We start from the raw sequence: 25,651 nt of genomic DNA, 5'->3' as shown, positions 1-25,651 counted from the left end.
ACAACGCACCAAACAAGCCGGCCATGAGCCGGTTTTTTATTGCCTGGAGGAAAGCATGGGCGCAGCACAAAAGCTGGATATTCACGGCGCCAAGGGTGGCGAGAGCAAGCCAAAGTCGCCTGTAGAGTCACCCGATAGTCTGCGCTCAACCAACGTGGCCAAAATCCTGATCGCCGTGGGCGAGGGCGAATTCGACGGCACACCCACTGCGCGCGATATCTTCCTCGACAACACCCCAATCCAGGATGCCAGCGGCAACTACAACTTCACCAACGTGAAGTGGGACTGGCGGCCGGGTTCTGTAGAGCAGACCTACATCCCTGGTATTCCGTCTGTCGATAACGAGACCTCACTGAATATCGAGTTGCGCAGCGGCACGCCGTGGGTTCAAACGCTGACCAACCTGCAACTGTCGGCGGCACGCATCCGTCTGGCCACGCCGCGGCTTGCGAGCCAGGACGCAGAAGGGAACATCGGTGGTTACAGCATCCAGTATGCGGTTGATGTGGCGACCGATGGCGGGGCCTATCAGGAGGTATTGGTTGGTGCAATTACAGGCAAGGCCACCACTCGCTACGAAAAGTCCATGCGCATTGATCTGCCGCCGGCAACCAGTGGCTGGCTGATCCGTGTTCGCCGCATTACCCCAAACCAGAACACCGACAAAATAGCGGACAGCCTTTTCATCGCCGGCTACACCCAGGTGATCGACGCAAAGCTGCGATATCCAAACACTGCACTGCTATTCGTCGAGTTCGACGCTGAGCAGTTCACCAACATCCCGGCCGTCACCGTTAAATGCAAGGCCCGCCGCTGGCAGGTGCCGAGCAACTACGATCCGGTGGCCCGCACGTACTCTGGCGCTTGGGATGGCACCATGAAGGAGGCGTGGACGAATAACCCGGCTTGGGTAACCTATGGCATTTGCACCCAGGACCGCTTCGGCCTGGGCCGCCGCATTAAGCCGTGGATGGTGGACAAGTGGGAGCTGTACCGCATCGCGCAGTATTGCGATCAGATGGTGTCGAATGGCGCTGACGGCGTTGAGCCGCGCTTCCTGTGCGACATGAACCTGCAGGGCAAGGCCGATGCCTGGTCACTGTTGCGCGACATCGCCGGTATTTACCGCGGCATGACGTATTGGGCGCAGGGCCAGCTGGTCATGCAGGCCGATATGCCTCGGTCGCAGGATATCGACTACGTCTTCACTCGCTCCAACGTCATCGACGGCAAAATCTCCTACGGTAGCGCTTCGGCAAAGACGCGGTTCACCCGATGCCTGGTCAGTTACGACAACCCACTGAACAACTACGACACCGACGTCACCGTTTATGCTGATCTGCCGCTCCAGCGCCGCCTGGGTGATAAGCCGACGGAGATCAGTGCTATCGGCTGCACTCGGGCATCTGAGGCTCAGCGTCGCGCTAAGTGGCTGGTACTGAGCAACAACCAGGACCGCACCATCAGCTTCCGGACCGGCATGGAAGGCCGAATCCCGCTGCCAGGATTCATCATTCCCGTGGCTGACTCGCTGCTGGCGGGCCGGGAGATCGGCGGGCGGATAGCGGCGGCGTCGGGGAAGGTCATCACCCTGGACCGCGATACCCAGGCCAAGGCTGGCGACCGACTTATGATCAACCTTCCCGGGGGGCGGGCAGAAGGCCGGACAGTGGAAAGCGTGAACGGCCGCAACGTAACCGTGACCGTTGCCTACAGTGAGGCACCAGCTGTAAAGCTTCAGTGGGCAATCGACGCTGACGACCTGGCAATCCCTCTATACAGGGTGATGAGGACTGCACGCACGCCTGAGGGCGATTACGACATCAGCGCTTTGCAGTACGAGCCAAGCAAGTTTGCCAGTATCGACACCGGTGCTCGCCTGGAAGAGCGTCCAATCAGCGTGATCCCGATCACCGTGGTACCGGCGCCAGCCAGCGTCACGTTGACGTCGAGCTACGCCGTGAACCAGGGCATCGCCATCAGCACAATGAACATTTCTTGGCCCGCCGTGGCTGGTGCTGTCGCGTATGACGTGGAGTGGCGCAAGGACAGCGGCAACTGGATCAAGGTGCAGCGTACCGGCTCGACGAGCGTGGACGTCACCGGCATCTATTCGGGCGCCTATCTGGCCCGTGTGCGGTCGGTGAGTGCGTTCGAAATTTCGTCGATCTGGAAAAGCTCCAACCTGACCAACCTGGAAGGGAAGGTAGGCCTGCCGCCGGCGGTGTCGTTCCTGACCACCACCAGCCTGGTCTACGGCATCGGCATACAGTGGGGTTTTCCACCTGGTGCAGAGGACACGCAGCGGACAGAGCTTTGGTACAGCCAGTCAGCCGACCTGGCAACCGCTGCAAAACTTAGCGACTTCAGCTACCCGCAGGCCAAACATGAGATGCACAGCTTGCTGGCCGGTGCGAGCCTGTTCTTCTGGGCGCGCCTGGTTGACCGGACTGGCAATGTCGGGCCGTTCTTCCCAGTGCCCGGCGCGGTCAACGGCCAAGCCAGTTCGAAGCAGAGCGACTATGAGGCGTACTACGCCGATAAGATCGGCAAGGGTGCGCTCTACCAGAGTCTGCGCGAAGAGATTGAGTTGATTTCGGGTGATGGTCCAGAGTCGGTTAATGCGCGCCTGAAAGAGGCCAAGGCGGAGCTTGAGGGGCTGCTCGGCCAGATCACCGGCGCCGCGCCATTCGATCCGGCAAAGCCATACCTTGCCGGCTCATTCGTTCAGCGGGACGGCCGCATCTACCAAGCCACCCAGGCGGTGCCGGCAGGCGTAACACCTCCTAATGCGACCTACTGGAAGGACATCGGCACGATCCTGGAAACGACCAACGCGCTCACCCAACAGGTTGCCCTGGTCAGCAACAAGATCGAAGAGATCGACGGAAAGATCGTGGCCACCGCCACCTCGGTGGAGGCTTTGCGCTCTGCTGCTCGTGGTGATGACGGCGCCGGCGACCTGGCCGGTGCAATCAAAGGATGGAAGTCCACGGCGGATCTTGCTGTCGAGCGTAAAACCCGGACCAGCGAAAACGATGCGATGGCCCAGCAACTGCTTACCCTAGGGGCTCAGGTAGGCGACAACAGGTCATCACTGGTTGTCCTTGAACAGGTGGTGGCCAGCAACCGCGAGACGTCCGCCGCGCAGATAACCCAGCTCAAGAGCGATCTGTCTGCGGTTGATACAAAGGCGACCGGCAACGCCCAGGCGCTCACCAGCCTGGATACAAAGGTTGCCAACCTCGACGGGAAGATCACATCCCAGGCGTCCAGCAATGAGGCGCTGCGGGCTTCCGTTCGTGGGGACGACGGTTCCGGCGAACTGGCTGGGGCGCTTAAAGCGTGGGATTCCACCGCCAGATTTGCAGCAGAGAAGGTAGTACAGGCAAGCGCCAACGAAGCTCTGGCGAAGACCACCGAAACGCTGCAGTCGAGCATCGGCCAGACAAGTGCATCGGTGCAAACGGTGAGCGAGACGGTCGTGCAGCTCAACGGCAAGGTACTGGCTCAGACAACCATGAAGGCGCAAACAATTGTCGACGGCCGACGGGTTGTGTCTGGCCTTGCTTTTGGTGCAAACGGGGATCAGTCGGAATTCCTTATCTTCGCGCAGAGGTTCGGCGTCGTTAACGAGGTAGACGGCAAGATCGACCCCATGTTCGTCATTGAAAACGGCCAGGCCGTGTTCAACACGGCGATCATCAGCAAGGCGATCATTCAGGAAATTGTTCTGGGGATGGTGCTTCGGTCGCCGGCAGTGGACTCAAAAGGCCGGCCTTTACTGGAAATCAATATTCCGGCGGGTACTTTCACACTTCGTGGTGAAGGTACTGATGGCTCAACCCTGCTCGACAGTACTGGCCTGGCTGTGTACGACGGAAACGAGAAGCGGCGCGGCAAGTTCGGGAGGATTTCTTGATGGAGGAATATGGCCTGGGAACGTGGGACGGAAACGGCGTTCAGCTGCTCGGCCCCGCTTCATTCACGATGAGGGTGGTGTTATCCACCCTTGTTACTTTCACTGGTGGCGGGGGAGCCTCGACCCAATCATTCAGCGTTCCTGGCTGCACGCCGGAAAACAGCTTTGCGGTAATCGTGCCTATTGCTGCGTACAACGCAGGCAACCAATTGCACCAAGTTCAATTTGAGCCAGAGATATTGAATGGTTCGGTGCGAGTTTGGCGAGGGCATCGAACAGCTGTGAATGGCTTGTATGCCTTCGGAACTCAGCGACTTATCGTGGCGAGGTTCAGGTAATGCCCTACGGGTTTGAGTTCATCAATAATTCCAATGCAGTGACGGTTGACTCGGAGTTTGCTCGCATTGTCGTTCTGTCTAAAGGCCGCTTTATCCCAACCCAAGAGTCAGGAATGGGGTCGATGACTTACTTCGAAAAAGTAGTCACCACTCAGGAACCGCCGTTGGTTTTCGTAAAGCCGGATCGTGTCGCTTCGGTCGCTGGCCTTTGCAGGGTTCTTATCACGGGATCGGCGGGTAACTGGACGGGCTTCTACCTGAGGGCTTACAGCAATGCTACGGCGCAGCCAAATGGCAGCTACTTTGTGGCCGCATTTCAGGTGAGCCCCAGTTCTGGATATGGCGCCCAACTATTTGATGCGAATGAAAGTCTGATATTTGACTCCGATAGTCCCGTCGCTGTGTTCACGAAGTCCTATCAGTCTTGGTCATTCGTAATGTCGGGCACGGACTCTCAGGGAATACCCATGGCTTACTTCAGTGTGCCGTTTGATTTTTCCTCGCCCGACTACATGCTGCTTAACAATTTCGGCATGGATATGGCTGGAGCACAAACGCGAGATGTCAGCCTTTATTGCTGGTGGGACTTCCCCGGTAACCGACTATGGGCGATCACAATCGGCGCAACAGTTATGAGCACTCTCTACCTGCCCGCTGTCTTTGCACGCAGCCAAGCGTAGGTCTTAATTGATATAGAACCCGCCAAGTGCGGGCATTTTTTTGCCTGGAGAAACCTATGGCTTCTTGGTACACAGAAGGAACGGTTACGGTCACGAACGGCAGCACCGTAGTGGCAGGCGCTGGCACAAAGTTTTCAAACTGTCGTTCTGGGGACTTGTTCGCCGGGCCCGACAACGGCATCTATCAAGTGATCAATGCGGCGAGCGATACATCTGTATCAATCTCGCCGGCCTACCGCGGCCCTACTGTCGCCGGCGCGGCTTACGGCATCGTGCCCGTCAACGGCTACCCTAAAGCGCTTGCAGACGCGGTAAACCAGATGCTGCTTCAGTGGGGCGAAAAGCTCGCCGCTTTGGGCACGACCGGCAATTACGACACGCTACCGATTTCAAAGGGCGGCACTGGAGCAGCCACGCAGGCTGGTGCAAGAACTGCGCTTGGGATGGGAACTGCAGCAGTTGCCACTTTGGTAGGAACGCCATCCGACTCTGCTTCTGGTCGAGTTCTAACAGTTGGCTATGGCGGGATTGGCGCCAAAGATAATGCCGTATTTGAAGGGACGTTCTTGGGAACTGAGTACTTCCGCACAGGGGGCACCGTAACGGGGAACTTCAATATCCTGGGTGGGGCCTTGACCGGATCGCTCACCACTCACGCTGGCAGTAATGCAAGCGTGGGCACTCATGTTTTTTTCGATTGGAATGACGGGCAGCAGTACAACCAAGTGATGAATAATGGCGCGTGGAAGGCCTGGACTAAGGTTTACACCACCGCCAACACCACCCGCGCAGCTGATGGCACCCTAAAGGCGATTTGATCATGGCAAGAGCAGCAATAAACGTACTCGGCGCCACTGGCGCGACTTATGACTTTGTGACCGCCGGGGCGGGCGTGGTGGCTTCTTCGCGCAAGTCGACGGGGGTTTACCAGATCACCGGATGCCTGGGCATGGTTCCGTTCCCACCGATTGATGATGGCTGGGGCTACACGGTGAACCAGATCGACAGTCGGGCAGACGTGGAAATTCAGTTTGAGGATGGAGTGATGACAGTCACGGTGACCAAGGACGATAAGCCGTATGACCTAAAGCACATGATTACTTTGCACATCCTTGTGCCGGATGCTCCCGAACTGGAGATCCCGCAACAGCCGGCAACAGAAGAGCCCGGCGTAATTGCAGACGCCTGATTCCATCTGCAACGCCATCGTCGCCTTGAGCGGTTTTTTTTCGCCTGTAGAAAGGATTCGGACCGCTGCAAGCGTTAAAAGCCACCACCACGAATGAAAAAATGGCTTGGTAGCATGCTCCACCAAGAGGGTGGCGGGGAATAGCAGCCGGGCTGATTCACCGGGGCTTCATCGCAACGGATCTGGAGTCCTGCGGCCTTAATGTCGGGGCCGTCTTGTCCGCCGTTGTACGTTTCACAGCCGCCAAGAGTAAAGACGGTTAAGAGAAGTATTCCGTATTTCATGGGATCCATTCCTGTTCGCTCCGATAATTCACCGCAGTATATAGAAAGCGTATCGCCCGCCAAGTCGCGGGCTTTTTTTCGCCTGGAGAAAAGTATGCCGATCACTGAAACCCGTGGGGTACGCAACCGAAACCCCGGCAATATCGATTACAACCCGGCTAACCAGTGGCAAGGCCAGCTTGGCATGGAGGTCGGCGTACCGAGACCACGCTTCGCCCGTTTCGATACGCCCGAGAACGGCATCCGAGCCCTTGGCCGGGTTCTGCTGACCTATCAGCGCAAGCATGGGCTCAAGACCGTGAAGGCCATCATTGGCAGGTGGGCGCCGTCGGTAGAGAACGACACGGCGGCATACGTGCGCGCCGTCGAGGCGAACACCGGCACCAGGCCGGGCGCCGAGATCGACTTGAGCATGCCATCGCTCATGGCCGGTTTCGTCAAAGCGATCATCCATCATGAGAATGCGGGATATGCCTACCCTGATGCAGTGCTGGCCGAAGGCGTGCGGCGGGCGCTGGCATGACGTCGGTGCAGAAGCTGGCCGGTCTGGTGTTGCTGGCGCTTGTGTTGATGGCCGGTACAGCCGTTGCCACCTGGGAGGTGCAGGCCTGGCGCTTGGGCAAGCAACTCGCCGAGCAGCTCACCGAGCAAGGTGCCGCGCACCAGAAACACCTCGACGCAATCACCAGCGAGGCCTGGCGTCAGCAGCAGGCCGAGCAAGACAAGCGCTTGGCCACCGAGCGTCAGCTCGCCACCCAGGACCAACAGCTCACCAAGGAATTATCCGATGCCCAGCGCAATCAGACTCGCGTGCGTGACCAGCTTGCTACTACTGAACTGCGGCTGTCAGTCCTTCTCACCGCCACGGATTCAGCCAGTGGTTGCAACGTGCCTACCGCCCCCGGCGCCGCCGGCGTGGTTCATGCAGCCCGTCGAGCCCAACTTGACCCAGCGCATGCTCAAAGAATTATCGCCATTACCGACGACGGAGATAACGCCGTAATCGCGCTGCGGGCGTGCCAGGCTTATGCCAAGGCGCTATCAGCAGGTGGTTGAATGATGAGTATCAGTGACCAGCCGATGCTCGGTGAGTTTGACCCATCTCAAATTTTGAAACGGCTTGAACCCAATAGCGGCGATACTTAGTCTGATCAGGTGGAATTGGCTCTTGAAGAGACCAAGATCTCTCGGCATTCAAAGCATCTCGGTAGGCCTGCCATTCCTTCGCTTCTGCGATGTCGGATGCGTTTTTTTTGTCGTCAAACCATCCTAAAATATAAACCTCACCCTGATCACGGCCGTGTTCTACAAGTAAATAAATATCGTTCATAACCTAAAATCCGCCGAAACATTTCTCAATTTTCTCAGCACTGGGTGCTTACTCCATGTTATCGGCTCAAGCATCTGATTGTTGAGACTTCTTTACGTGCAATATGCCTCAGTGTGCATCTGCGCCTGCTGTTGCGCGCTGATTCATATGAAGTAGTCTTTGCCGGGGCGTTCGTATTGCGATCATTGAGTTTATTAACGGGGCACCATGGATAAGCGGCTTGCTGGCCTTTCATTTCTGCTTACCCTAGGCTGGGTCGTCACCGTTGTGTTCGTCATGTGGTTTTTCAGTTGATGGTGCAGGCTCTATAAGTTCTGACCCCTGATTTCTGACGTTGCCAATGGCCTTCCCAACGGGAAACCACTCAAACTCTTCAGTAGGCTGACAGAACTCTTTCGCCATTTCCTCGGCTCTGGCCGGTGGAAATTCTGGATCAAGCCATTCATTGGCGTGTTTTGGGATGAGTACGAGAGGCCGGCGGTCATGGATGTCGACCATGCCCTGATCGCTCGCGGCGGTGATGATGACGAAACCGTCATCTTCGTGTGGTTCAAGGCCCGGATGTACCTGGCCCAAGGCACCAAAGAACATAGGTTTTCTGCTTTTCAGTCGAATGAAGTAGGGCTGCTTCTTTTTCGGGTCGTTTGGGTCTTTCACCCATTCATACCAGCCTTCGCTGGGCACGATTGCTCGGGCATTTGGCCAGAGCTGCTTGAAAAATTTGCCAGTGGTGACGGTCTCGACTCGAGCATTTATCGGATCAGGTCATTTTCCTTTTGCCCAGAACGGCGCCCACCCCCAGCGCACGGCATCAATGTGCAGCCCATCCTCTTTGCTGTGCAGCAACTGCACACGCGTCGTAGGCGCGACGTTAAACCGATTGATCGGCTGTGCGTCGTAGCCACTGAACAATTCGATCTGAGGGCTCAACTCCTCGATGTAGATTGCCATGCCCTCGTACTGAACAAATCGGCCGCACATAGAACACCTCCGCCTGTCGCAATCCCCTACAGAGAAATTGACCGCAAGCCGCTTACAAAGTTAACTGTACATTCGTACAGTATTTGCATAAGGCATTGCCATGAGCTTCAACATCTTGGGTCCAATCGCTAACGGGGGCGTCAAACTGCCTCTGTGCTCGTTCCACGTGCCGGCTGGCTTTCCATCGCCGGCAGCGGACCACATTGAGCAGCATATTTCCCTGGATGAAGTACTCAATATCAGAGCCCCTCACGTGTACCTGGTGATGATCACAGGGGAGAGCATGCAGGGTGCCGGGATTTTTGAAGGTGATTTAGCAGTGGTAGATCGCTCGATAGAGCCCGCCCACGGGCACATTGTAGTAGCGCTCTTGAACAACGACCCGATGTGCAAGCGCCTCTGCAAGCGCGGCAAGGAAGTGATCCTGCTATCCGAAAACCCTAAGTACCCGGCGCGCTATGTTCTGGAGGGTGACGAGCTTTCGATCTGGGGTGTGATCACAAACACAGTCCGCAGTCATGTCTAACACGCCAGTTTTCGCACTGATCGATTGCAACAGTTTTTACGCCAGTTGTGAGCGCGTATTCCGCCCCGATCTGGCCAAGACGCCGATCGTAGTGCTCAGCAACAACGACGGCTGCGTGATCGCCCGCAGCTACGATGCAAAGCCCTTCATCAAGATGGGCGAGCCGTATTTCCAGATCAAACACAAGCTCAAGCAGCACGGCATTGTCCCGTTTTCCTCAAATTACGCCCTGTACGGGGACATGAGTGAGCGAGTTATGACACTGATCGAGAGCATGGTGCCCGCCGTCGAGATCTACAGCATCGACGAAGCCTTTGCCGATCTCACCGGAATTGGTGGGCTTGACGCACTCGGGCGGCAGATCCGAGCCCAGGTGCTTCGATGCACGGGCATCCCTGTAGGCGTCGGCATTGCCAATACGAAGACCCTGGCCAAGCTCGCGAATCACACTGCGAAGCGCCTTCAAGCGCAGACCGGCGGTGTGGTGAACATCACTGATCCGATCAAGCGAGACTGGGTACTTCGCAACACCGACGTTTCTGAGGTGTGGGGCGTTGGCCGAAAAATGAAACTCCACCTCGACGCTCTGGGCATTAAGTCCGCTATGGACTTGGCTAAGGCGGATCCCTGGACGCTCCGCAAGAAGTTCAGCGTTGTTATCGAGAAAACGGCGCGGGAGCTTGCGGGTACATCGTGCCTCGAACTGGACGAGCCAGACCCTCCGAAGCAGGAAATTTGCTGCAGCCGGATGTTCGGCAAGCGGCTGACAGAGTTGGCACCCATCCAAGAGGCGGTGGCCACCTACATGATGCGAGCCTCGGAAAAGCTTCGAGCTCAGAACTCACTATGCAAAAAGGTCCGAGTCTGCATCCGCACCGGGATGTTCAACCCGGAGGAAGCGAAGTATGCCAATGGGGTGGTGGTGGATATGCCATATCCAACAGACGACGTGAGATTGCTGACAAAGGCTGCCGTCGATGCGCTCGACCGCATTTTTCGGCCTGGCTTCAACTACAGCAAGGCAGAAGTGATGCTGCTGAACCTTTGTCAGCCAGGTGAATACACAGACGATCTGTTCGCGATATCGCAGCCGGCAGAGGCAACAAGAGTTATGACGGTGCTGGACCAGATCAACGAAAGGTGGGGAAGGGGGACGCTACGTTCGGCCAGTGTGCCGACGAACCCCGACTGGGGGATGCGCCGGGAGATGATGAGCCAGAGCTACACCACCAAGCTGGACCAGCTCTGGTCAGTGGCTTGCAAGTAGTGATTACTCGGGTGCCATTAGTACCGCCAAGGTCAGCTTGATGAACTCTTCATTCTTGTCGATGGTATTTAGGGCACCTCGAACGTTCTCAGCCACGTCGGCCGAGCCGCGCTGCTCAACCCAATTCGATATCTCGATGATGGACGCTTCAAGGGCCAGCTGGTTTTCGTAAAGCTTCGAGAGCAGGGAAGGGATCAGATCTGAGTTTGGCATCGGCGTTCCTCTGGTAAAGTGAACAGCGGAGCAGCAGAAGTTTGGTCGCCTGCTCCAAAGTTATAAGTGTACGCTCTCGTCCCAGACCTACCCCCCACGAAGGGCTGGAATCGGCCAGTAGCTGCCGGTCGCTATGGGCTGTAACCGGCCCAAAGCCGTCGTAGGCGGTGAACTGCTTCCGGCCAAAAGTGGTCCCGCGAGCTATGTCAGCATGTGAAGCATGTCCATGAAAATCGGACCTGAGAGATCACGTATTTCTCCCTTGTCAGCAACCAGGCTACCTACAGCACCGGCGAATGACGTTTGGTCATGCGCTGGGATGTCCAAGCTGCCAATGATCTTGTAGCGAAACAGCCAGCCGCAAGCGACGCGACCTAAGTGTCCGCCCAGTACACCTTCCCGAGACATCATCGCCAATGGCAGGGACGCCAGCTATAGCATGTTCCTGCCGGTCGGCAGCAACGAGATATTCTCGTTGAAATTACTTCACCCCTGATCACGCAAGGCCCTGTTAGCCTTGGCAGTTTTCCGGCTCTACGATCATTACGACTTCACCGCCTTGAGCGCCGGTTGCAAGGCAAGGAAGAAACGCCTACACAGGAACCTCCGTCCTGATCAGCGTACCGCCTTCGGCCAGATTGCGGGCAGTAATGGTACCGCCATGGGCCTGGCAGATCGCACGGGCGATGGACAAGCCTAGCCCGCTCCCCCCTGAGTAACGTGCCCTGGATCGTTCTGCCCGCCAGAAGCGGTCGAACACGCTGTCCAGATGCTGGGCTTCGATACCTGGCCCTCGGTCACCGACTTCAATCACCACCGAACCGTTAACCCTGCGCGCCGTCATATTCAACTCGCCTCCCCCAGCCGCATAGCGCAGCAAGTTATCGACCAGAATGTTGATCACCTGGCCCAGGCGATCACGATCGGCGTGCATTCGAAGCCCATCGGGAATACTGACCTGCGTTCGCACGCAAGCCTCATCCAACTGTGGCTGGAACCAGGCCAACCGCTCCGCCACCAGAGCGCCCAGAGAAAACTCGCTGCGCTCCAGCACCATCCGGCCAGCACGGGCCATCGATAACAGATGCAGGTCATCCACCAGTTTTCTGAGTTGATCGAGCTGACGTTTGACCATGCCCAACTGCGTGGCATCGCTGGGGAACACCTCATCGAGCATACCCTGCACGCGCCCCATGGCGGCGTTCAATGGCGTGCGCAATTCGTGGGCAATGACCGCGCTGGATTCACGCACATCGCGTTCATAGCGCTCCAGTCGCATGGTCATGCTGTTGAAGTCGCTGACCAGTCGTCGCAGCTCGTCGGGGGTATCGCGGTGCACAGGCAGGCGCGTAAGGAAATCACCGCCGGCGACCCGCCGGGCTCCCTGGGCAATCGCAGAGAACTGGCTGGACAATGGCCGCGAAAACCACAGGCCGCAGGCTATGATGGTGGGGATCGCGGCCAGCACCAGGCCGATCAGTATCAGCCAGTCGCGATTGGCGATAGCCGGCTGGAAATAGGCCAGCGGATAGTACTGGGCAACCAATTGACGCAAGCGTGCCTCATTGAGCCCTGGCTCGGCACGCAGCGCCAGCAACTCATCGCGTGGCCCCGGCGGAAGATGCTGCACAAAATACCAATCCGACAGTGTGACGTTGATCCACATGCACACAGAGATCACTACCACCGCGCCAATTGCCAGCAGGCTCATGCGTAGGCCGATCCAGCGCCACATCGGTTTGTCGTTGACCTGCGGTTGCTCAAGCATGTGAGTTACCTGAATCGATAGCCGATAGAGCGCACCGTTACCAGTACGCCGGTGATGCCATGGGTTTCCAGCTTGCGGCGCAGGTTGTGCACGTGGGTGTCGACGACGCGGGCCAGGGCTTCGCTTTCCGGCAGGCAGATTTCCAGTAACTCATCGCGGGTGAAGGCCTTGGACGGCGTCTTGAGCAACGTCACCAGTAGCTTGAACTCCGTTGGGGTCAGGTCCAGCCATTCCGGTGGTTCATCGCCTTGCTCGATGGCCGCGGTAAAGGCGACAAGATCCACTCGCAGGTTTTCATGGCGAAGTAAGTGTTCCACCGGTTGGTTGCCGGTGGTGCGCCGCAACACTGCGTGCACCCGCGCCACTACTTCGCGCGGACTGTAAGGCTTGACCACATAGTCGTCCGCGCCATAGCGCAAGGCACCCAGCTTTTCCGGTTCGTCACCCATGGCCGTTACCATGATCACCGGCGTGTCACTGCTGCGGCGTACGGCCGACAACACCTCGGTACCACTCAAACGCGGCAGCATCACGTCGAGCAAGATAAGGTCGGGCTGCCAGCTTTTGTGCAGGTCGAGCCCGCGCTGGCCGTCTTCGGCCAGGGCCACCTCATAGCCATCCCGGAGCAAGTAGGCTTCAAGAATGCTGGCGCTGTCGGCGTCGTCTTCGACGATGAGAATACGTTTTCCTGACACAAAGAAGCCTCTTGATGAAATCTTGATAATTTACGAACGGTTTATTGAAAGTGTGCTGCCAGTATTGCCCTACGCCCGCTTTCGCGAGCCGATCCTATGCCGACCACTGTATCGCTGTCCAAGCCTATCAACGTGCCTGAACAGCTCGATAAGGGAGAGGCGCCGTATCGCTCGCCGGCGGGCGCACTGCTGTCTTCTTTTGCACAAAGGGCTTGACCATGAACTTCACCGCTCCCCCTACCCGCAAGGTCCTATTGGGCGCCGCCACGCTGATGTGCTTCGCGCTCGCGCCCCAGGCTTACGCGGCCGACGCCAGCCCGGCAGCCGATGAAACCACCATTACCCTGGGCCTTGGCATGGGGGGCACGCCTCGCTACATGGGCGCTGACCGCTATCGTCCGCTCGTACTTCCGATGCTCAGCATCCAGCACGGAGCGTTGTTTGCCGACACCACTCGCGGCGTGGGCCTGCAATTTCAATCCGACAGTGGTTTCGGCACCAGCGCGGCGATCAATTACGACCTGGGCCGCAAGCAGCGGGACACCACAACCAGCCCCGGCGGCGACGAGCTCAGAGGTATGGGCGATATCAACGGCGCAACCGTCGCCAACTTTACCCTCAGTCAACAACTGCTTGATTGGCTGTCGGTCAACGCTGAAGCCGACATACGCATGGCCGGCGAACACCGTGGCAACCGTTACCGATTTGGCCTGGAAGGCATCCTGTTGCACACAGGCCGCGACACCCTGAGTCTGGCCGTGGACGCCCATGCAGGCGACAGCCGCTACAACCAGACTTTCTTCGGGGTCACACAGGCACAGAGCCAACGCTCGATCTACAGCAAATACTCCGCAGACGCTGGGATCTTTGCTTATTCCGCCAGCTTGAACTGGCAGCATACCCTGGATACGAACTGGTCAACGCTGGCCAGCCTGACGGTGACTCAATACGACGACCAGGCCAGCGACAGCCCGCTGGTAAGACACCGAAGCTCAGGCCTGGGCCTGTTTGCAATCAACTACACCTTCTAACAACAAGATCCCAGGTATGCAGGCGCCAGATGAACTATCCCAGGGGCAGATTCTGACTCTGAGCGAATGGCTTTTCGGACCGCGCAAGGTTCTACCCATCCGGGTGAACACATGATGATCCGTTTGAAGCACCTATCCAAAAGAGCCGTGCTGCTCGGCGCGCTATTGATGAGTATCGGCAGTCAAGCTTCCCCCACCCTGCATACCGAAGCGTTCGTGCATCCTGGCCTGCTCCACACTCAGGATGACTTCTCACGAATACGCGAAAAACTAGCCAACTATAACCAGCCGTGGCTGGCCGGCTGGCAGAAGCTGATCGCCAACCCCCATGCCTCATTGGCATGGCAGCCCAACCCGGTGCCGGTGGTTTACCGCACTTCAGAAGAACCGAATAACCACAGCATGCTGTTCAGCGATAACGCCACCGCGTATGCACTGGCCCTGCGCTGGCAGATTTCGAACGACCCGGCATATGCCGACAAGGCGGTGAGCATTTTGAACCGGTTGTCCTCAACCCTCACCGCGACCAAAGGCAAGCCCGTCAAAGCCTTGGCGGCAGGCTTGCACGGTTATCAACTTGCCAATGCGGCCGAACTGCTGCGCACCTATCCGAAGTGGGAGCCGGCAGACTTCCAGCGCTTTCAAAGCCTGATGCTCACTGTCTTCTACCCAATCAATCATGACTTTCTGGTGTACCACGATGGCACCCCGCCTGATCACCATTGGGCCAGTTGGGATTTAGCCAACATGAACTCGATGCTGGCCATCGGCGTACTGACCGATCGCCGCGACCTCTACAACGAGGCTGTCGACTACTTCAAGCACGGCAGGGGTAACGGCGCCATCGAACACGCGGTGTGGAAGATCTACGGCCGTGGCTTGGGTCAAGTCCAGGAAAGCGGGCGTGATCAGGCACACGCCATGCTCGACATCGCGTTGCTCGGCAGTTTCTGCCAAATGGCCTGGAGCCAGGGCGACGATCTGTTCGGCTACCAGAACAACCGCGTGCTGCAAGCCGCCGAGTATGTGGCCAAGTACAACTTGGGCCAGGAGGTGCCGTTTACTCCCGTGATCCGCCGCAGTTTCAAACAGGCGGCCATCTCGACTAAACACCGGGGCGACACCCGGCCGATATGGGAACTACTTTACAACCACTACGCCGTGCGAAAGGACCTCAGCGCGCCGAACGTGCAGGCCATGGCAAATAAAGTACAAGTGGAAGGAGGGGGCGGGGATTATGGGGCTGACAACGGTGGCTACGAGCAACTGGGGTATGGGACGTTGCTGTATTCGTTGGGGGAATACGGTTTGTCGGAGATGCAATTGATGCCGTAGAGATATATCACCAAAGTTGCACTGCGCATTACACAGCGTCGTTTTTACCTATCAATACGCAAAGGTGCGTAGTCAACGAGGAACGTTAGCAGGCGCGCCAAAGAACAAAGACACCGACAGGGGTTGGGCACCGTGGGCCTGCACAGGCTATATGCCGTACTGCCGGTGGATTGCCTCGGGAGTATTCGTTGTTCATAAGCACTGGAAATGGCTGGAACAGCAGTCGATTATCTACCCGTTTGGTTTGAATGTCTGGGTATTTGCTTTGAGTGGATTTCGGACCTCGCGACAGGCAGAGATCGGCCGAACGCGGCCATACGATTGTCTCACGACTCGTGGGCTATTGGTGGTTTGTGTTCGGTCGGCAGGACGCCGGGGAGGGGTGAAAAAGAGTTCCAAAACTAAAACCGCACCCCTTGTAGAATGCGGTCTGTAGCCCGGTCATTTTTCCTGAGTAATGGAACTCCGCAGGCCTTCAACGCCCCGGCCCGCTGGAGTTTGCAAAGCGGTCTTGAAAACCGGCGGACGTTAATAGCGTCTCCAGGGTTCGAATCCCTGGTTTCCCGCCAAGATTTACACGAAAGCCCCGCGAAAGCGGGGCTTTTGCGTTTCTGGGGGTTGGTCGTGGCGGGGTTGTTTTTTTTTCGCGTTCCATAGCTATTATGGAAGTGTTCCAGAACTTTTCTATTTTGACGGCTTCGCAGTGGCGCCAAGCCTTCTGTAAACGCGCTTTGCGATTTCCTGATTGCTATGCCCCAGCAACAGGCTTGCATCGCCAATATCCACGATTTCTGACCCCGCTTTGGGTCGAATATTCCTGAACTGATACCCGCCGATCTTTGCGGCAAGCGCCGGATCTCCCTGCCCAATTCAGTCACTACGATCGCCTCGTTAGCATCTGTGTAAAACAGTAGCGATGACATAGCTCTTCCTTGAATTGACAGTAACTGCCTATATGCGCGCCTCAACACCCGGCAAACTGCACGCCTGCCGGGTTCAAGAGCGTTTAAGGCATCAAGACCGAGTCGATAACGTGGATTACGCCGTTGGACTGCATAACGTCTGCGATGCTGATACTCGCCTTACCGCCTTTGGCATCGACAACCCAAAGCTTGCCGTCGTGCAGCTTAATATTCAGCGACTCCCCCTGAACTGTTTTCAACACAACGGTGCCGCCATTCTTCTTGGCGTCGGCCATCAGCTGTGCTGATGTATGTGTGCCAGCAACTACATGGTAGGTCAGAATTTTAGTCAGGTCGGCTTTGTGCTCAGGCTTGACCAGAGTTTCGACGGTGCCTGCTGGCAGCTTGGCAAAGGCTTCGTTTGTCGGAGCGAATACGGTAAAAGGACCTTTGCTGTTGAGTGTATCAACCAGGCCGGCAGCTTTGACTGCCGCTACCAGTGTGGTGTGGTCCTTTGAATTGACTGCGTTCTCCACGATGGTTTTGCTTGGGTACATCGCTGCGCCTCCGACCATCACAGTGTCGGCAGCAAAGCTGAGTGTTGCAGTAACGGAGAGAAACGCGAAGCAGGCTGCAGCAGCAATTTTTTTGTAAAAGGCGTGCATGATGAATCTCCTTGGCTCTTGTGCCCTCCGAGTGAGGGTATTGAATCTACGAGCCAACGATCAAAGTGGATGCACCTTTTCAGAAAATAACTTTTTAAGCGCAACGCCTGCCGGTTCAAACCTGTCGGTCGCTGTTCCTGACATTCCATCCACACTGAATGCCTGGGCAGGGGCGCAATTGTGATTTGTCCGTTCTTGGTCAAAAATGGTCATTCCACCTGCCTGCCAAATCAGCGACGATTCAGTATGAGTAGTTTAAAAAGCCCGAGATTCAAAAAAATCAGGTCTGTAATTGCGACAGTGTTGGTCGTCGTGATAGCAGGGTTTGTGCTGAGATACTACGAGGCAAAGGATGAGGCGAATATTGCGTTTCAGGAGTATTTACGTTCAAACCAACAGGTGACTACTCAGATAGGTAATGTTGCTTCCTTAACCTTGTTGAAACGGTTTGTATACGATGAAAGTGACACTGGGCCAGGTTTTCATCTTTACCTTTACTTGGTCAAAGGCGAGCATGGGAGCATGACTGTAGAAGTCAAAAGGATCGAGGGGAGCTCGCAGATTGTGATCAGTGATATACAGCAGTAGCTGAATCGCCCCGAATTTCGTAGGCACTCCTGGTGGTCGGCCATTTGCCGATATCCCTGACTCGATATCCTTTCGGCAGGTCGCCAGGCTATTCGACTTTCTCGCCTGGCAGACGGATGACAACGGATCAACGATGACTCGCACCGCTGAGTGCTGGCTCGTCGAAGGCACAGATCTGCGCAAGATTCAGATCGCTCTCAACCTCGAGGTTTACCCGTTTGCGGACGAGCATGAGATGTACCGCGTGTTGTCTGATGTGGCTGTATCCCTCCCGCAGATGGCGGGTAGATGCCAGTTGCTGATTAGCGCTCGGAAAGTCGGTAGATAGCACCTGGTCACACAGTCAATTCAGCACATTCAGCCCGCGCAATGGCGGGCTTCAAGCCAATGCCGTGAGCGGCGCCTATCCCGCCACATGCAAATCGCCACGATGAGCGATGTGCACCTTGTTGCCATCTGGATCACGCAGGTACGCACCGTAGTAACCGTCACCATAGTGAGGGCGTTGGCCAGGTTCACCCTCATCAGATCCACCTGCAAGAAGCCCGGCTGCATAGGCGCTATCTACCGCATTTGGAGAGGGTGCAGTGAAAGCCACCATGCTGCCATTCCCTGCTTCGGCCTCATTGCGGTCATAAGGGCTGTACACATAGAAGCGAGGGAGAGCGTTATCTGGCTTGATCCAGCATGCCGAAGGTGGCCCGCCATCAGGGGTTACAGGCCGACGACAGAGCCCCAAAGGGATCAGCACCGCGTCATAGAAGCTAGACGCCTTATCAAGATCGTTTGTCCCAACGGTTACGTGACTGAACATCCTGTATTCCTGCTTACGAAGGCAAGGCGTTATCGTGTCATTTTGAAGGTGGGCGTGTATAGCGGTCGTCGGGTAAGACGTCGAGGGCACGTCTCGGCTCTCCAAATCGCAGACAAAGAAAAGCCCGCGATGGGGATTAGCGGGCTTAAAGGGATGTTCTCTAGGAGCTGGGGTAACCCTAAGCGCCCGAGTGTGAAAGGGATGTGAAAGGATGCGCTCAGTAGGACGCCGCGATCGCCTTGGCCAGTTGCATATCGGACATGAGCGGTGATCTGTAACTCAATCGATAGTGTCGGCAGGCTTGCTCAAACTGTGCTCCGCGAATCTCGCCGTCCGAACCTATGAACGCCAGTGCGTCAGTCTTGGCTGACTTGAATATCTTTGGCGGCTCGGTGGTGAGGGATGTGGTTGCCCCAATTAAAATGGTTGGCAAGGAAATGGTGATAAATATTCCTGCAGCGACAGGGTTGACGTTGTCACCTGATACGGCCTGTGTGCTGGCCGATGCCAGTAAGGCGATTGCCAGAGTCTTCCATGAATTCATGCTTCGATGCTTCCACTGCGATCAGAGCGGGCCACGATAGCAGAGCAGGGCGCCTGCCAGAAACAAGAAGCCCGGCGCTGGGCCGGGCTTCGATGTAACAGTGTCAGAACCTAACGATGCTTGTTCTTGTGTTTATGCTTGTTGTTGCCTTTGTGCTTTCTGCCATCGGATCGATGATTGCTCTCATCGTCCGCCAGGTTGTTTCCCAGCGCGCCACCCGCCGCGCCGCCGAGACCTGCACCGATAGTCGAGCCGGTTGTACCGCCGAGGCGATTACCAATCAATGAGCCACCCGCGCCGCCAATTCCTCCACCTAATGCAGCTTCCGCTCTATTGCCTTTTTGAGCACCGACAGCACTGCCGGCAGCACCACCTACGCCTGCGCCTACCGCCGCGCCCGTTGAGCCACCGAGCTGTTGACCTACGATGTTGCCAAGTGCACCACCAACGCCGCCTCCAAGGGCGGCTGTGCCATCTCCGGCAGCCATCGCTCCTTGCGAAATGAGGACGCCCAGAAATAGGGCGGGCAGTGTCATTTTCATTTTGTGAACCTCTATGGGTTGTCAGCAGGCGCTCACGGTTTAAAGCACGCCTGGCATTAGGACTAGGACAAAAGTTTGAAGTTCTTTGCGGGTGGTGCCTGCGGGCAAATGGTTGTAACAAGATATAAGCGTACCGCCTTCACCTCATCCTCGCACACCATAGAAGTGGTTCAGCGCTATCAGCTCAACCACAGCCACGAAAACGCACAGCGCAACGAAGCCAGGGCTGAAGACTCGCTTGCGATTGGACGAGCCTGCGCCCATCCAGCCTGCGTCGCAAGCGCCAGGAATGACCATGAGGAACGTCAGCCAGGCAATGACCCCGACCTTGCTCCAGAAGCTCTGATTTCGCCATACTGTCATGCGTTATCTGTTATCCATGAATGTCATCGCCAGTCCACTTTTGGCGTCTACGGCTCGTGATACAAGAACATTCCCTTCTCGTTACTTTCATCGGCAGCGCTGAGCGCTCGAGCCGCCAAGGCCATCGTTTCACGGTATTGAAAGTGATGCCGGGGCGGCAGTACAAGCACGCTTGTCCACGAGGGGTCGCCTTCTATAGCCAGCGGTAGATTATGGCAAATCAGCTGATGCTCAGCAGATCTATTGCCCAGCGCGGCTCTTAATTCCTTAGTCAGATCCGATGCGCCGGGGCGGGTGTAGTAGTTAGCCAGCACCAGACCATAGGCCTTCAGCGCGCCTAAAATCTCACCTTGGTCTGACTCATCATTCAGCACAGCTACCACTGGCATATCGCGCTCCTTGCAATGCAGATTTAAGACTCTCGACTGCCGAATGGATGTCGGCGTTACTGGAACTCCATCCATGCTGGATGGGCCCACAAGCCAATGACAAGTTTTCTGACACAGAGATCACACTTACATACCAAGAGTAGGCATGATTACCCGGCCGCACTCTATGAGTTGGCCGGCTGTTACTTGAAGTTCGCGGGTGGGTTTCGCTGCATACCCGGCAAGGAAGCCAGCGGCGACAAGCGCAATGTACAGTAAGGTGTTTCTCAAAATCATGCTGGGCGCTCGCTAATTGATTGATGTAAAAGCAAGCAGCACTGATTCCAGATTATGGAAAAGGTTCCTGATGGTAGCCCTCATTGAGCTATGGTAATCACTGACGCTGGCGACCAAGGACTGATCATCAGGCACGTGATATTGCACACTGAGAACACTCAACTACTCTGATTGGATGCGTTCGTATTGCCGTCATCCGGTTTTTGATAGGGCACAATGGATAAGCGGCTCGCAGGTCTATCATTTTTGCTTACCCTAGGATGGGTTGCCACCGTGATAGCTGTAATGTGGTACTTCTACGACAATTAGTCTAAAGGCCAGTATCCACTTCTGGCTCCTCAGAACGCAGCGCCGGAGCGCCGCGCTTTACATCACGCCACGATGTCGCTGATGGCCGCCTGGCCCACGGTGGTGACGAGGAAATCGGCCACGCCGTGCCCGGAGAAGTCCACCGCCAAGGTGCCCAGGTTGGTACCCGAGGCATAGCTCAGCACAGCATCGCCGGCATGCCCGGTGAATGCATTGACGAAGCTCAAGCCTGCACCTTTGGTAATGCCCGACAGGTCGATCTTGTCGGAGCCCGAGGTGAAGTCGAAGATCGTATCTGCAGCCCCTGGCCTGGAGTCGGAACTGGCACCATACACGAAGGTGTCGTTACCGGCGCCGCCCCACAGCTGGTCCGCACCGCCACCGCCGTAGATGATGTCGTTGCCGGCACCGCTTTTAATGATGTTGGCAGCGTTGTTGCCAATGATCAGGTCGTTGCCCGCGCCACCAAAAGCGTTCTCGAGGGTAACGCCCTTGGCGATGGACACGTTACCCACCAGGCCGCCGACGTCGGAGAACGCGCCTTCAGTGAGGTTGATCTTCTGGTTCTGGGTGAAGCCGGAGAAGTCCAGGGTGTCGTTGCCGCCACCGTCCCATACCGAGAACACCAGCTTGTCGGTATTGGAGGCGGCACTGTAGAAGTCCCGTCCGGTATTGGAGTTGAACCCGTAAGTGGTGTCGCCGGCGCGGGTGGCGTAGTTGGCGCCGTAGAGCTTCTGGATCGCAGCGATGTCGTCGATCAGCGGGCCGGCTGCATAGGCTTCGCCCCCGCCTTTACTGAAGTTTTGATGGGTGTTGCTCTCGTTCCAGTAACTCATCACGGAGTAACCGTGTGTATCTTCGGCATATTTCACATCCGAATAGGACGGCTGACCCACACTGGCATCGTAGGTGCCTGGGTGTTGCAGGCCAAGCGTGTGACCAATTTCATGGGTTAGCGTTTGACGGCCGTAATTGCCGTTCGCTGGCGTTAAATTTTCCTGGTAGCTTTTATTGGTATAAAACAGGGCGTCACTGTTTCCACTGTTGTTTGGGTAGAACGCGAAAGCCGACCGGGCACCACCATGCTGCAGATCATTGCTATAGTTACCCAAGGATATATGTCCGTCGCCTCCGCTTTTAGATTCACGGAATGAGATATTAGCGACGTCCGACCAGGACTGGAACGAAAGGGCTGCCTGGGACTTTTGTTGTGCGTTGAAAGCGGTGAAGCCGGAAACTTTCTCGGCGGCGTAAGATTTACTTTCTGAGGTCAGAAAGCTGTAGGTGAAATTGTATTTGCCGTTATGGTCATTGTCGCCCCAATAGTAACCGCCTCGGGTTATTTCATCCGCTGCCTGCGTAATGGTGTAAGACGGCTTTCCATTTAAATTAAATCCTCCTCGATCATAAGCGTGTGAAAAATTCAGGAGGCTTTGGTAATCTTCACTCGTCTGGATTCCTGCCGAAGAGGCAGTTGGATTAACAAGATTTTTCGTTGAGACAGTCATAAGTTTACATTCCTTCGTGTCCATTGAGCGTGGAGTGCTATAGGCTTATCACGTGTTCGCTGTTTTCTTGTTGTGTTGATCTTTATAAAGGAGTTATGCGTTTAGTGTTATTTGAAAATTAAATATAATATATAACGTATTGAAATATCCTTAAATATTTTGAGAGCCTCAGTTTGGTGAGAGGTCGCTGACCATGGAGTGGGCGCTCCGTTAGATAAATATGAGCGGGTGGCAATAACTTCCAGCGCTTACTTGTAAGCCTCAGGAAACCAGCGTTGTGCCAGCTTCACCTTGATCGCCAGGTCCTCTTTCGACTTCTGGCATTCGAGTGCTCGCTGCTCAACGCTCGGGATGGCCGGCCAATTGCGCTCACCCCGGGAGACGACTTGCTCGTAGCCTTCATCGTATTCCGCGCTTGGCCCTGCAATCAGCTTGGATGCCTTTACGTAATCGGCGACGAGATCGGCGGGCAGCGCCCCGCAGGTGAATTGCGCCCGGGAGTACATCAGGCCATCGCTTGCCCCGAGTACCTTCCCGTCGGCAGGTTGGGTGGCTGCAACGGATAGCGTGGGGTGGGCAAGCAACATAACGACCAGCAAGGTGCGTCCGTTCATTTGAAATATCCTTAACACTCCGAGCACTGGAGGTATTTTCTCATCGGGCAATTCCCTTTGCAGGGTGATAGGCGTGCATTAAAGCATGTCTACCTCCTCGGGCTGCACACGGCAGATAGCCAAGTACCGGTCGTAAAAAAGCCCGCAACCGCGGGCTCTTCTCACATCAAATTTCGACTTACTTGAACAAACCACCAATGGCATTAATCGCATCCGCAGCCTTGTTCACGTTTTGCTGGTGTTGTGGGTTGGTATCCACCTGCGCCTGGGTGTTGTAACGCGCGTTACTGCAGCTTTTGTTGGTTTGCGTCAGGGCCGCCTGAAAGGCTGTCGCGCGCAAGGTGTCGCCTTTGGCGTTGGCTGCATTGATGTTGGCCTGCAGATCGCGGATCTGCTGCTGGCAGGACGCGTTGTTGGTCGTGGTGTTGACGGTGTTGTTGCTGCTGCCACCCAGGGCGGAGGACAGCGCGCCCGTCAAGGCTGTCAGGTCGGCGGCGTGGGCGGGCAGGGTAAACAGGCTGAACAGGGCGGCGGCGGGTGCGAGTTGGGTAAGACGCATGGCAAACCTCAATGTTTGATTGCCTGCACACGTGTCAGCGCCCGAGCTGGCGCAGAGCAATATCCGTATAAAGTTGGGCGCTCGGGTGGAGGGAAATACTATTGGGGCAATTTTTGTGCTTCAACACTGGCGTTGCGGAAGTGTGAATGCCTTCACGTTGTTGGCGGGGCATGGCCTGGGCTGTCTACACCTCTAACCGCTCGGCACGCAGGTAAAACCAGACAAAGAAAAGCCCACGATGGGGGCGCGGGCTTAAAAGGTGTTCACTTAGGAGCTGAGTTCAGGCTAGGCGCGCCACTGTGAAAAACGCGTGAAATCTGCATGTGAATTATGTTTTTTGCACCCAGGCATCACGCTCAAGTACTGTGCTGCTTCCTTATCCAGCCTAAGTGACGGTGTGTTCATGCCAAATGAAGTGCGGCTTGTCGTGATGATCAATACCCAGCCCGGCAAGGGCTTGCAGCAGTTGGCAGCGTTTCAGGCGCTGGCACCTAAGGTGCGGGCCGAGCACGGGTGCCTGAACTATGATTTGCATCCCGTGGTGGGCAACCCCGACAGCTTTGTCCTCATCGAAAAATGGGCTTCAAAGGCTGCATTGGACGCCCACCATGTCGCCCCTCATATGGTGGAAGCGGCCCAACACAATCCGTCGTTTCGTGCGGGGCCTGCGACCGTCTTGCTGCTGGAGGACGCGGTATAAGGCCGCTTTCAGAGCCAGCGCTTTCAAGGTCTTTGAATAACCCGCGATACCCTTTAATCAAGGACGAACACTGTCACTGTGGCGAGCAGGCTTGCCCTGCGTTGGGTGGCGAAGCCGCCCCAAATCAGGCGACTCGGTGAGCCAGTTACAGCGGGCTGGGGCTGCTGCGCAGCCCATCGCAGGGCAAGCCTGCTCGCCACGGGTTGCTTTTCTTCAGCTCGATTTCTGATTCGACTTGCTTGACTGCGTAGGGCATGGTTTCAAAGCGGCACCCGCCTTATCTTGCCGCTCAATGGCACCACTGTGTTGTAGGGCGTGGGGATTGGCCGCCCGGCCAGGCCCATGCCTTCGCTGATCAGCACGGCGTCCTGTACCACACATAAGTTGGACGGCGTATCCAGGCCGCGCACCAGTACTTCGACTTCCCGGGTGTGCAGGTTGCAACGCAGCAAACGCCCACTGAATCGGGTAAAACCGCCGTGCAGCGGTTCGCCGCTCCAGTCCGGCAGCAGCGGTTGTTGCAGGTGGCTGCACAGTTCCAGCACCAGCAGCCTGCCGCGCGGGCACAACGCCAGGCCCGTGGGCAATTGCAGGCCGCGTATCACCACTTCCATCTGCCCGGTGGCCGGGTACACGCGGATCACTTGGCCGGCAAAGTCGGCAAAGTCGATGCCCTTGCGCGCCGGGTCGCCGTGCAGCTCGCCAGAGAACAGGCTGATCAGCACTGCATCCGTCTGCGGTTCGTACACCAGGGTCACGGGCACGGCTTCCTGGCCCTGATCGAGTTCCGGCAGTTGCGCCAGCACCCGTTCGTCCCTGCCTTGTGTGAACTCAACCAGTTGATTGGTATCAGGCTTTACCGCCAGCCAGCTGCGGCGCGTGGGGTGGTAGCACAGCGCATTCAAATTGCCCCGGCTGTGGAACACCGGCTCAGGCGGGTTGTATTGCAGGTCGAGCAGTTGCGAGCCGCCGACATAATCGGTCAGGCTGGCCAGGCAACGCCCATCAACACAGGCGATGTCCGACACGCCCATGATTTCATCGCGCAGCATGCGCGCCTGCATGTTCATGCTGCGAAAGCCTTGGGCGATGACTTTGCCGGGCAAGTATTCACCAGGCCGCGCAGGGTCGGGTTGAAGTTGGCTGATGCGGCCGCTGAAGGGCTGGTCCGCCAGGCCGGAGCCGGCTTCGGCCAACAGCAGGCTGCCATCGTCTTGCAGGCACAGGCCGCGTGGGTTGAGCAGGCCGTCGGCGATCAGTGTAATGGGGTGCAGTGCCTCAATGGGCTGCGCCGGAATATGCAAGGTCATGGGGTGTGC

Annotated in this window: 25 protein-coding genes and 2 pseudogenes; 11 read left to right on the top strand and 16 right to left on the bottom strand. The window is 56.6% G+C overall.

Translation table 11 applies throughout. The annotated features are described in order from the left end of the window. Positions 1–55: 55 nt before the first annotated feature. From AOA62_RS04230 to AOA62_RS04200, 6 genes are all read left to right on the top strand, one after another. The gene (locus tag AOA62_RS04230; protein WP_099547943.1) at positions 56–3,922 is read left to right on the top strand and encodes a phage tail protein; all 3,867 of its coding nucleotides are present in this window, start codon (positions 56–58) and stop codon (positions 3,920–3,922) included. A gap of 337 nt (positions 3,923–4,259) precedes the next feature. Further along, positions 4,260–4,940: a hypothetical protein gene (locus tag AOA62_RS04220; protein ID WP_099547941.1), complete on the top strand. Its 681-nt coding sequence runs from the start codon at positions 4,260–4,262 to the stop codon at positions 4,938–4,940. A 56-nt stretch (positions 4,941–4,996) separates the two neighbouring features. Then, a complete protein-coding gene (locus tag AOA62_RS04215; RefSeq protein ID WP_099547940.1) occupies positions 4,997–5,758 on the top strand; it encodes a phage tail protein in 762 nt (253 codons plus the stop codon). 2 nt (positions 5,759–5,760) lie between these two features. After that, positions 5,761–6,129 (top strand): phage tail protein, encoded by a 369-nt coding sequence (locus AOA62_RS04210; RefSeq protein ID WP_099547939.1) that lies wholly within the window; start codon positions 5,761–5,763, stop codon positions 6,127–6,129. 378 nt (positions 6,130–6,507) lie between these two features. After that, complete coding sequence (locus AOA62_RS04205) at positions 6,508–6,936, top strand: structural protein (protein WP_099547938.1); 429 nt, start codon at positions 6,508–6,510, stop codon at positions 6,934–6,936. Next, complete coding sequence (locus tag AOA62_RS04200; protein ID WP_099547937.1) at positions 6,933–7,469, top strand: lysis system i-spanin subunit Rz; 537 nt, start codon at positions 6,933–6,935, stop codon at positions 7,467–7,469. Before AOA62_RS04205 ends, AOA62_RS04200 begins: the two co-directional genes overlap by 4 nt. Before the next feature lie 10 nt (positions 7,470–7,479). On the opposite strand, the gene AOA62_RS04195 is transcribed toward AOA62_RS04200, so the two are convergent. Continuing rightward, positions 7,480–7,743 (bottom strand): hypothetical protein, encoded by a 264-nt coding sequence (locus AOA62_RS04195; RefSeq protein ID WP_099547936.1) that lies wholly within the window; start codon positions 7,741–7,743, stop codon positions 7,480–7,482. A gap of 246 nt (positions 7,744–7,989) precedes the next feature. Then, a pseudogene (locus AOA62_RS04190) lies at positions 7,990–8,724 on the bottom strand (SOS response-associated peptidase family protein). A gap of 100 nt (positions 8,725–8,824) precedes the next feature. Here AOA62_RS04190 and AOA62_RS04185 point away from each other — a divergent pair. Together AOA62_RS04185 and umuC are read left to right on the top strand one after the other, a co-directional pair. Then, positions 8,825–9,250 carry a LexA family transcriptional regulator gene (locus AOA62_RS04185; RefSeq protein WP_099547935.1) on the top strand — a complete coding sequence of 142 codons (426 nt, stop codon included), beginning with the start codon at positions 8,825–8,827 and terminating at the stop codon, positions 9,248–9,250. Then, positions 9,243–10,517 carry a translesion error-prone DNA polymerase V subunit UmuC gene (gene umuC / locus AOA62_RS04180; RefSeq protein WP_099547934.1) on the top strand — a complete coding sequence of 425 codons (1,275 nt, stop codon included), beginning with the start codon at positions 9,243–9,245 and terminating at the stop codon, positions 10,515–10,517. Before AOA62_RS04185 ends, umuC begins: the two co-directional genes overlap by 8 nt. Positions 10,518–10,520: 3 nt before the next feature. Here the strand turns inward: umuC and AOA62_RS04175 are convergent, their stop codons facing one another. From AOA62_RS04175 to AOA62_RS04160, 3 genes are all read right to left on the bottom strand, one after another. Next, positions 10,521–10,730, bottom strand: a complete 210-nt coding sequence (locus tag AOA62_RS04175) for a hypothetical protein (RefSeq protein WP_056861811.1) — start codon at positions 10,728–10,730, stop codon at positions 10,521–10,523. A 592-nt stretch (positions 10,731–11,322) separates the two neighbouring features. Continuing rightward, positions 11,323–12,498, bottom strand: coding sequence for a cell wall metabolism sensor histidine kinase WalK (locus AOA62_RS04165; RefSeq protein ID WP_056861813.1), 1,176 nt, complete (start codon positions 12,496–12,498; stop codon positions 11,323–11,325). 5 nt (positions 12,499–12,503) lie between these two features. Further along, the gene (locus tag AOA62_RS04160; protein WP_056861814.1) at positions 12,504–13,193 is read right to left on the bottom strand and encodes a response regulator; all 690 of its coding nucleotides are present in this window, start codon (positions 13,191–13,193) and stop codon (positions 12,504–12,506) included. A 218-nt stretch (positions 13,194–13,411) separates the two neighbouring features. Here AOA62_RS04160 and AOA62_RS04155 point away from each other — a divergent pair, with 218 nt between their 5' ends. Together AOA62_RS04155 and AOA62_RS04150 are read left to right on the top strand one after the other, a co-directional pair. After that, the gene (locus tag AOA62_RS04155; RefSeq protein ID WP_099547933.1) at positions 13,412–14,224 is read left to right on the top strand and encodes a MipA/OmpV family protein; all 813 of its coding nucleotides are present in this window, start codon (positions 13,412–13,414) and stop codon (positions 14,222–14,224) included. Positions 14,225–14,338: 114 nt separating this feature from the next. Next, positions 14,339–15,559 carry an alginate lyase family protein gene (locus AOA62_RS04150; RefSeq protein ID WP_082463698.1) on the top strand — a complete coding sequence of 407 codons (1,221 nt, stop codon included), beginning with the start codon at positions 14,339–14,341 and terminating at the stop codon, positions 15,557–15,559. A 684-nt stretch (positions 15,560–16,243) separates the two neighbouring features. Here the strand turns inward: AOA62_RS04150 and AOA62_RS32430 are convergent. The 10 genes and pseudogenes from AOA62_RS32430 to AOA62_RS04090 all read right to left on the bottom strand — a co-directional run. Beyond that, positions 16,244–16,420: pseudogene (locus AOA62_RS32430) on the bottom strand (integrase); the annotation flags it as partial. Between the two features lie 145 nt (positions 16,421–16,565). Next, a complete protein-coding gene (locus tag AOA62_RS04140) occupies positions 16,566–17,126 on the bottom strand; it encodes a fasciclin domain-containing protein (protein ID WP_017136558.1) in 561 nt (186 codons plus the stop codon). 991 nt (positions 17,127–18,117) lie between these two features. Beyond that, complete coding sequence (locus tag AOA62_RS04125) at positions 18,118–18,528, bottom strand: VOC family protein (protein ID WP_099547932.1); 411 nt, start codon at positions 18,526–18,528, stop codon at positions 18,118–18,120. A 217-nt stretch (positions 18,529–18,745) separates the two neighbouring features. Then, positions 18,746–19,072: a DUF2388 domain-containing protein gene (locus AOA62_RS04120; RefSeq protein ID WP_099547931.1), complete on the bottom strand. Its 327-nt coding sequence runs from the start codon at positions 19,070–19,072 to the stop codon at positions 18,746–18,748. 110 nt (positions 19,073–19,182) lie between these two features. Then, the gene (locus tag AOA62_RS04115; protein ID WP_099547930.1) at positions 19,183–19,614 is read right to left on the bottom strand and encodes a hypothetical protein; all 432 of its coding nucleotides are present in this window, start codon (positions 19,612–19,614) and stop codon (positions 19,183–19,185) included. Between the two features lie 144 nt (positions 19,615–19,758). Further along, positions 19,759–19,977, bottom strand: coding sequence for a hypothetical protein (locus AOA62_RS32425; protein ID WP_099547929.1), 219 nt, complete (start codon positions 19,975–19,977; stop codon positions 19,759–19,761). A 47-nt stretch (positions 19,978–20,024) separates the two neighbouring features. Beyond that, a complete protein-coding gene (locus tag AOA62_RS04105) occupies positions 20,025–20,366 on the bottom strand; it encodes a hypothetical protein (RefSeq protein ID WP_099547928.1) in 342 nt (113 codons plus the stop codon). A gap of 647 nt (positions 20,367–21,013) precedes the next feature. Continuing rightward, positions 21,014–22,483 carry a serralysin family metalloprotease gene (locus AOA62_RS04100; protein ID WP_256592281.1) on the bottom strand — a complete coding sequence of 490 codons (1,470 nt, stop codon included), beginning with the start codon at positions 22,481–22,483 and terminating at the stop codon, positions 21,014–21,016. A gap of 224 nt (positions 22,484–22,707) precedes the next feature. Next, positions 22,708–23,073 (bottom strand): hypothetical protein, encoded by a 366-nt coding sequence (locus AOA62_RS04095; RefSeq protein WP_017136551.1) that lies wholly within the window; start codon positions 23,071–23,073, stop codon positions 22,708–22,710. 178 nt (positions 23,074–23,251) lie between these two features. Continuing rightward, complete coding sequence (locus AOA62_RS04090) at positions 23,252–23,632, bottom strand: DUF1090 family protein (protein ID WP_017136550.1); 381 nt, start codon at positions 23,630–23,632, stop codon at positions 23,252–23,254. A gap of 403 nt (positions 23,633–24,035) precedes the next feature. Between AOA62_RS04090 and AOA62_RS04085 the strand changes: the two genes are divergently transcribed. Beyond that, positions 24,036–24,332, top strand: a complete 297-nt coding sequence (locus AOA62_RS04085) for a putative quinol monooxygenase (RefSeq protein ID WP_099547926.1) — start codon at positions 24,036–24,038, stop codon at positions 24,330–24,332. A 260-nt stretch (positions 24,333–24,592) separates the two neighbouring features. On the opposite strand, the gene AOA62_RS04080 is transcribed toward AOA62_RS04085, so the two are convergent. Further along, the gene (locus tag AOA62_RS04080) at positions 24,593–25,642 is read right to left on the bottom strand and encodes a hypothetical protein (protein ID WP_099547925.1); all 1,050 of its coding nucleotides are present in this window, start codon (positions 25,640–25,642) and stop codon (positions 24,593–24,595) included. Positions 25,643–25,651: the final 9 nt, after the last annotated feature.

It is taken from the genome of Pseudomonas sp. 2995-3 (genome assembly GCF_002742565.1).
GTDB classification, from domain to species: domain Bacteria; phylum Pseudomonadota; class Gammaproteobacteria; order Pseudomonadales; family Pseudomonadaceae; genus Aquipseudomonas; species Aquipseudomonas edaphica.
This window is presented reverse-complemented; position numbering and strand designations above follow the sequence as displayed.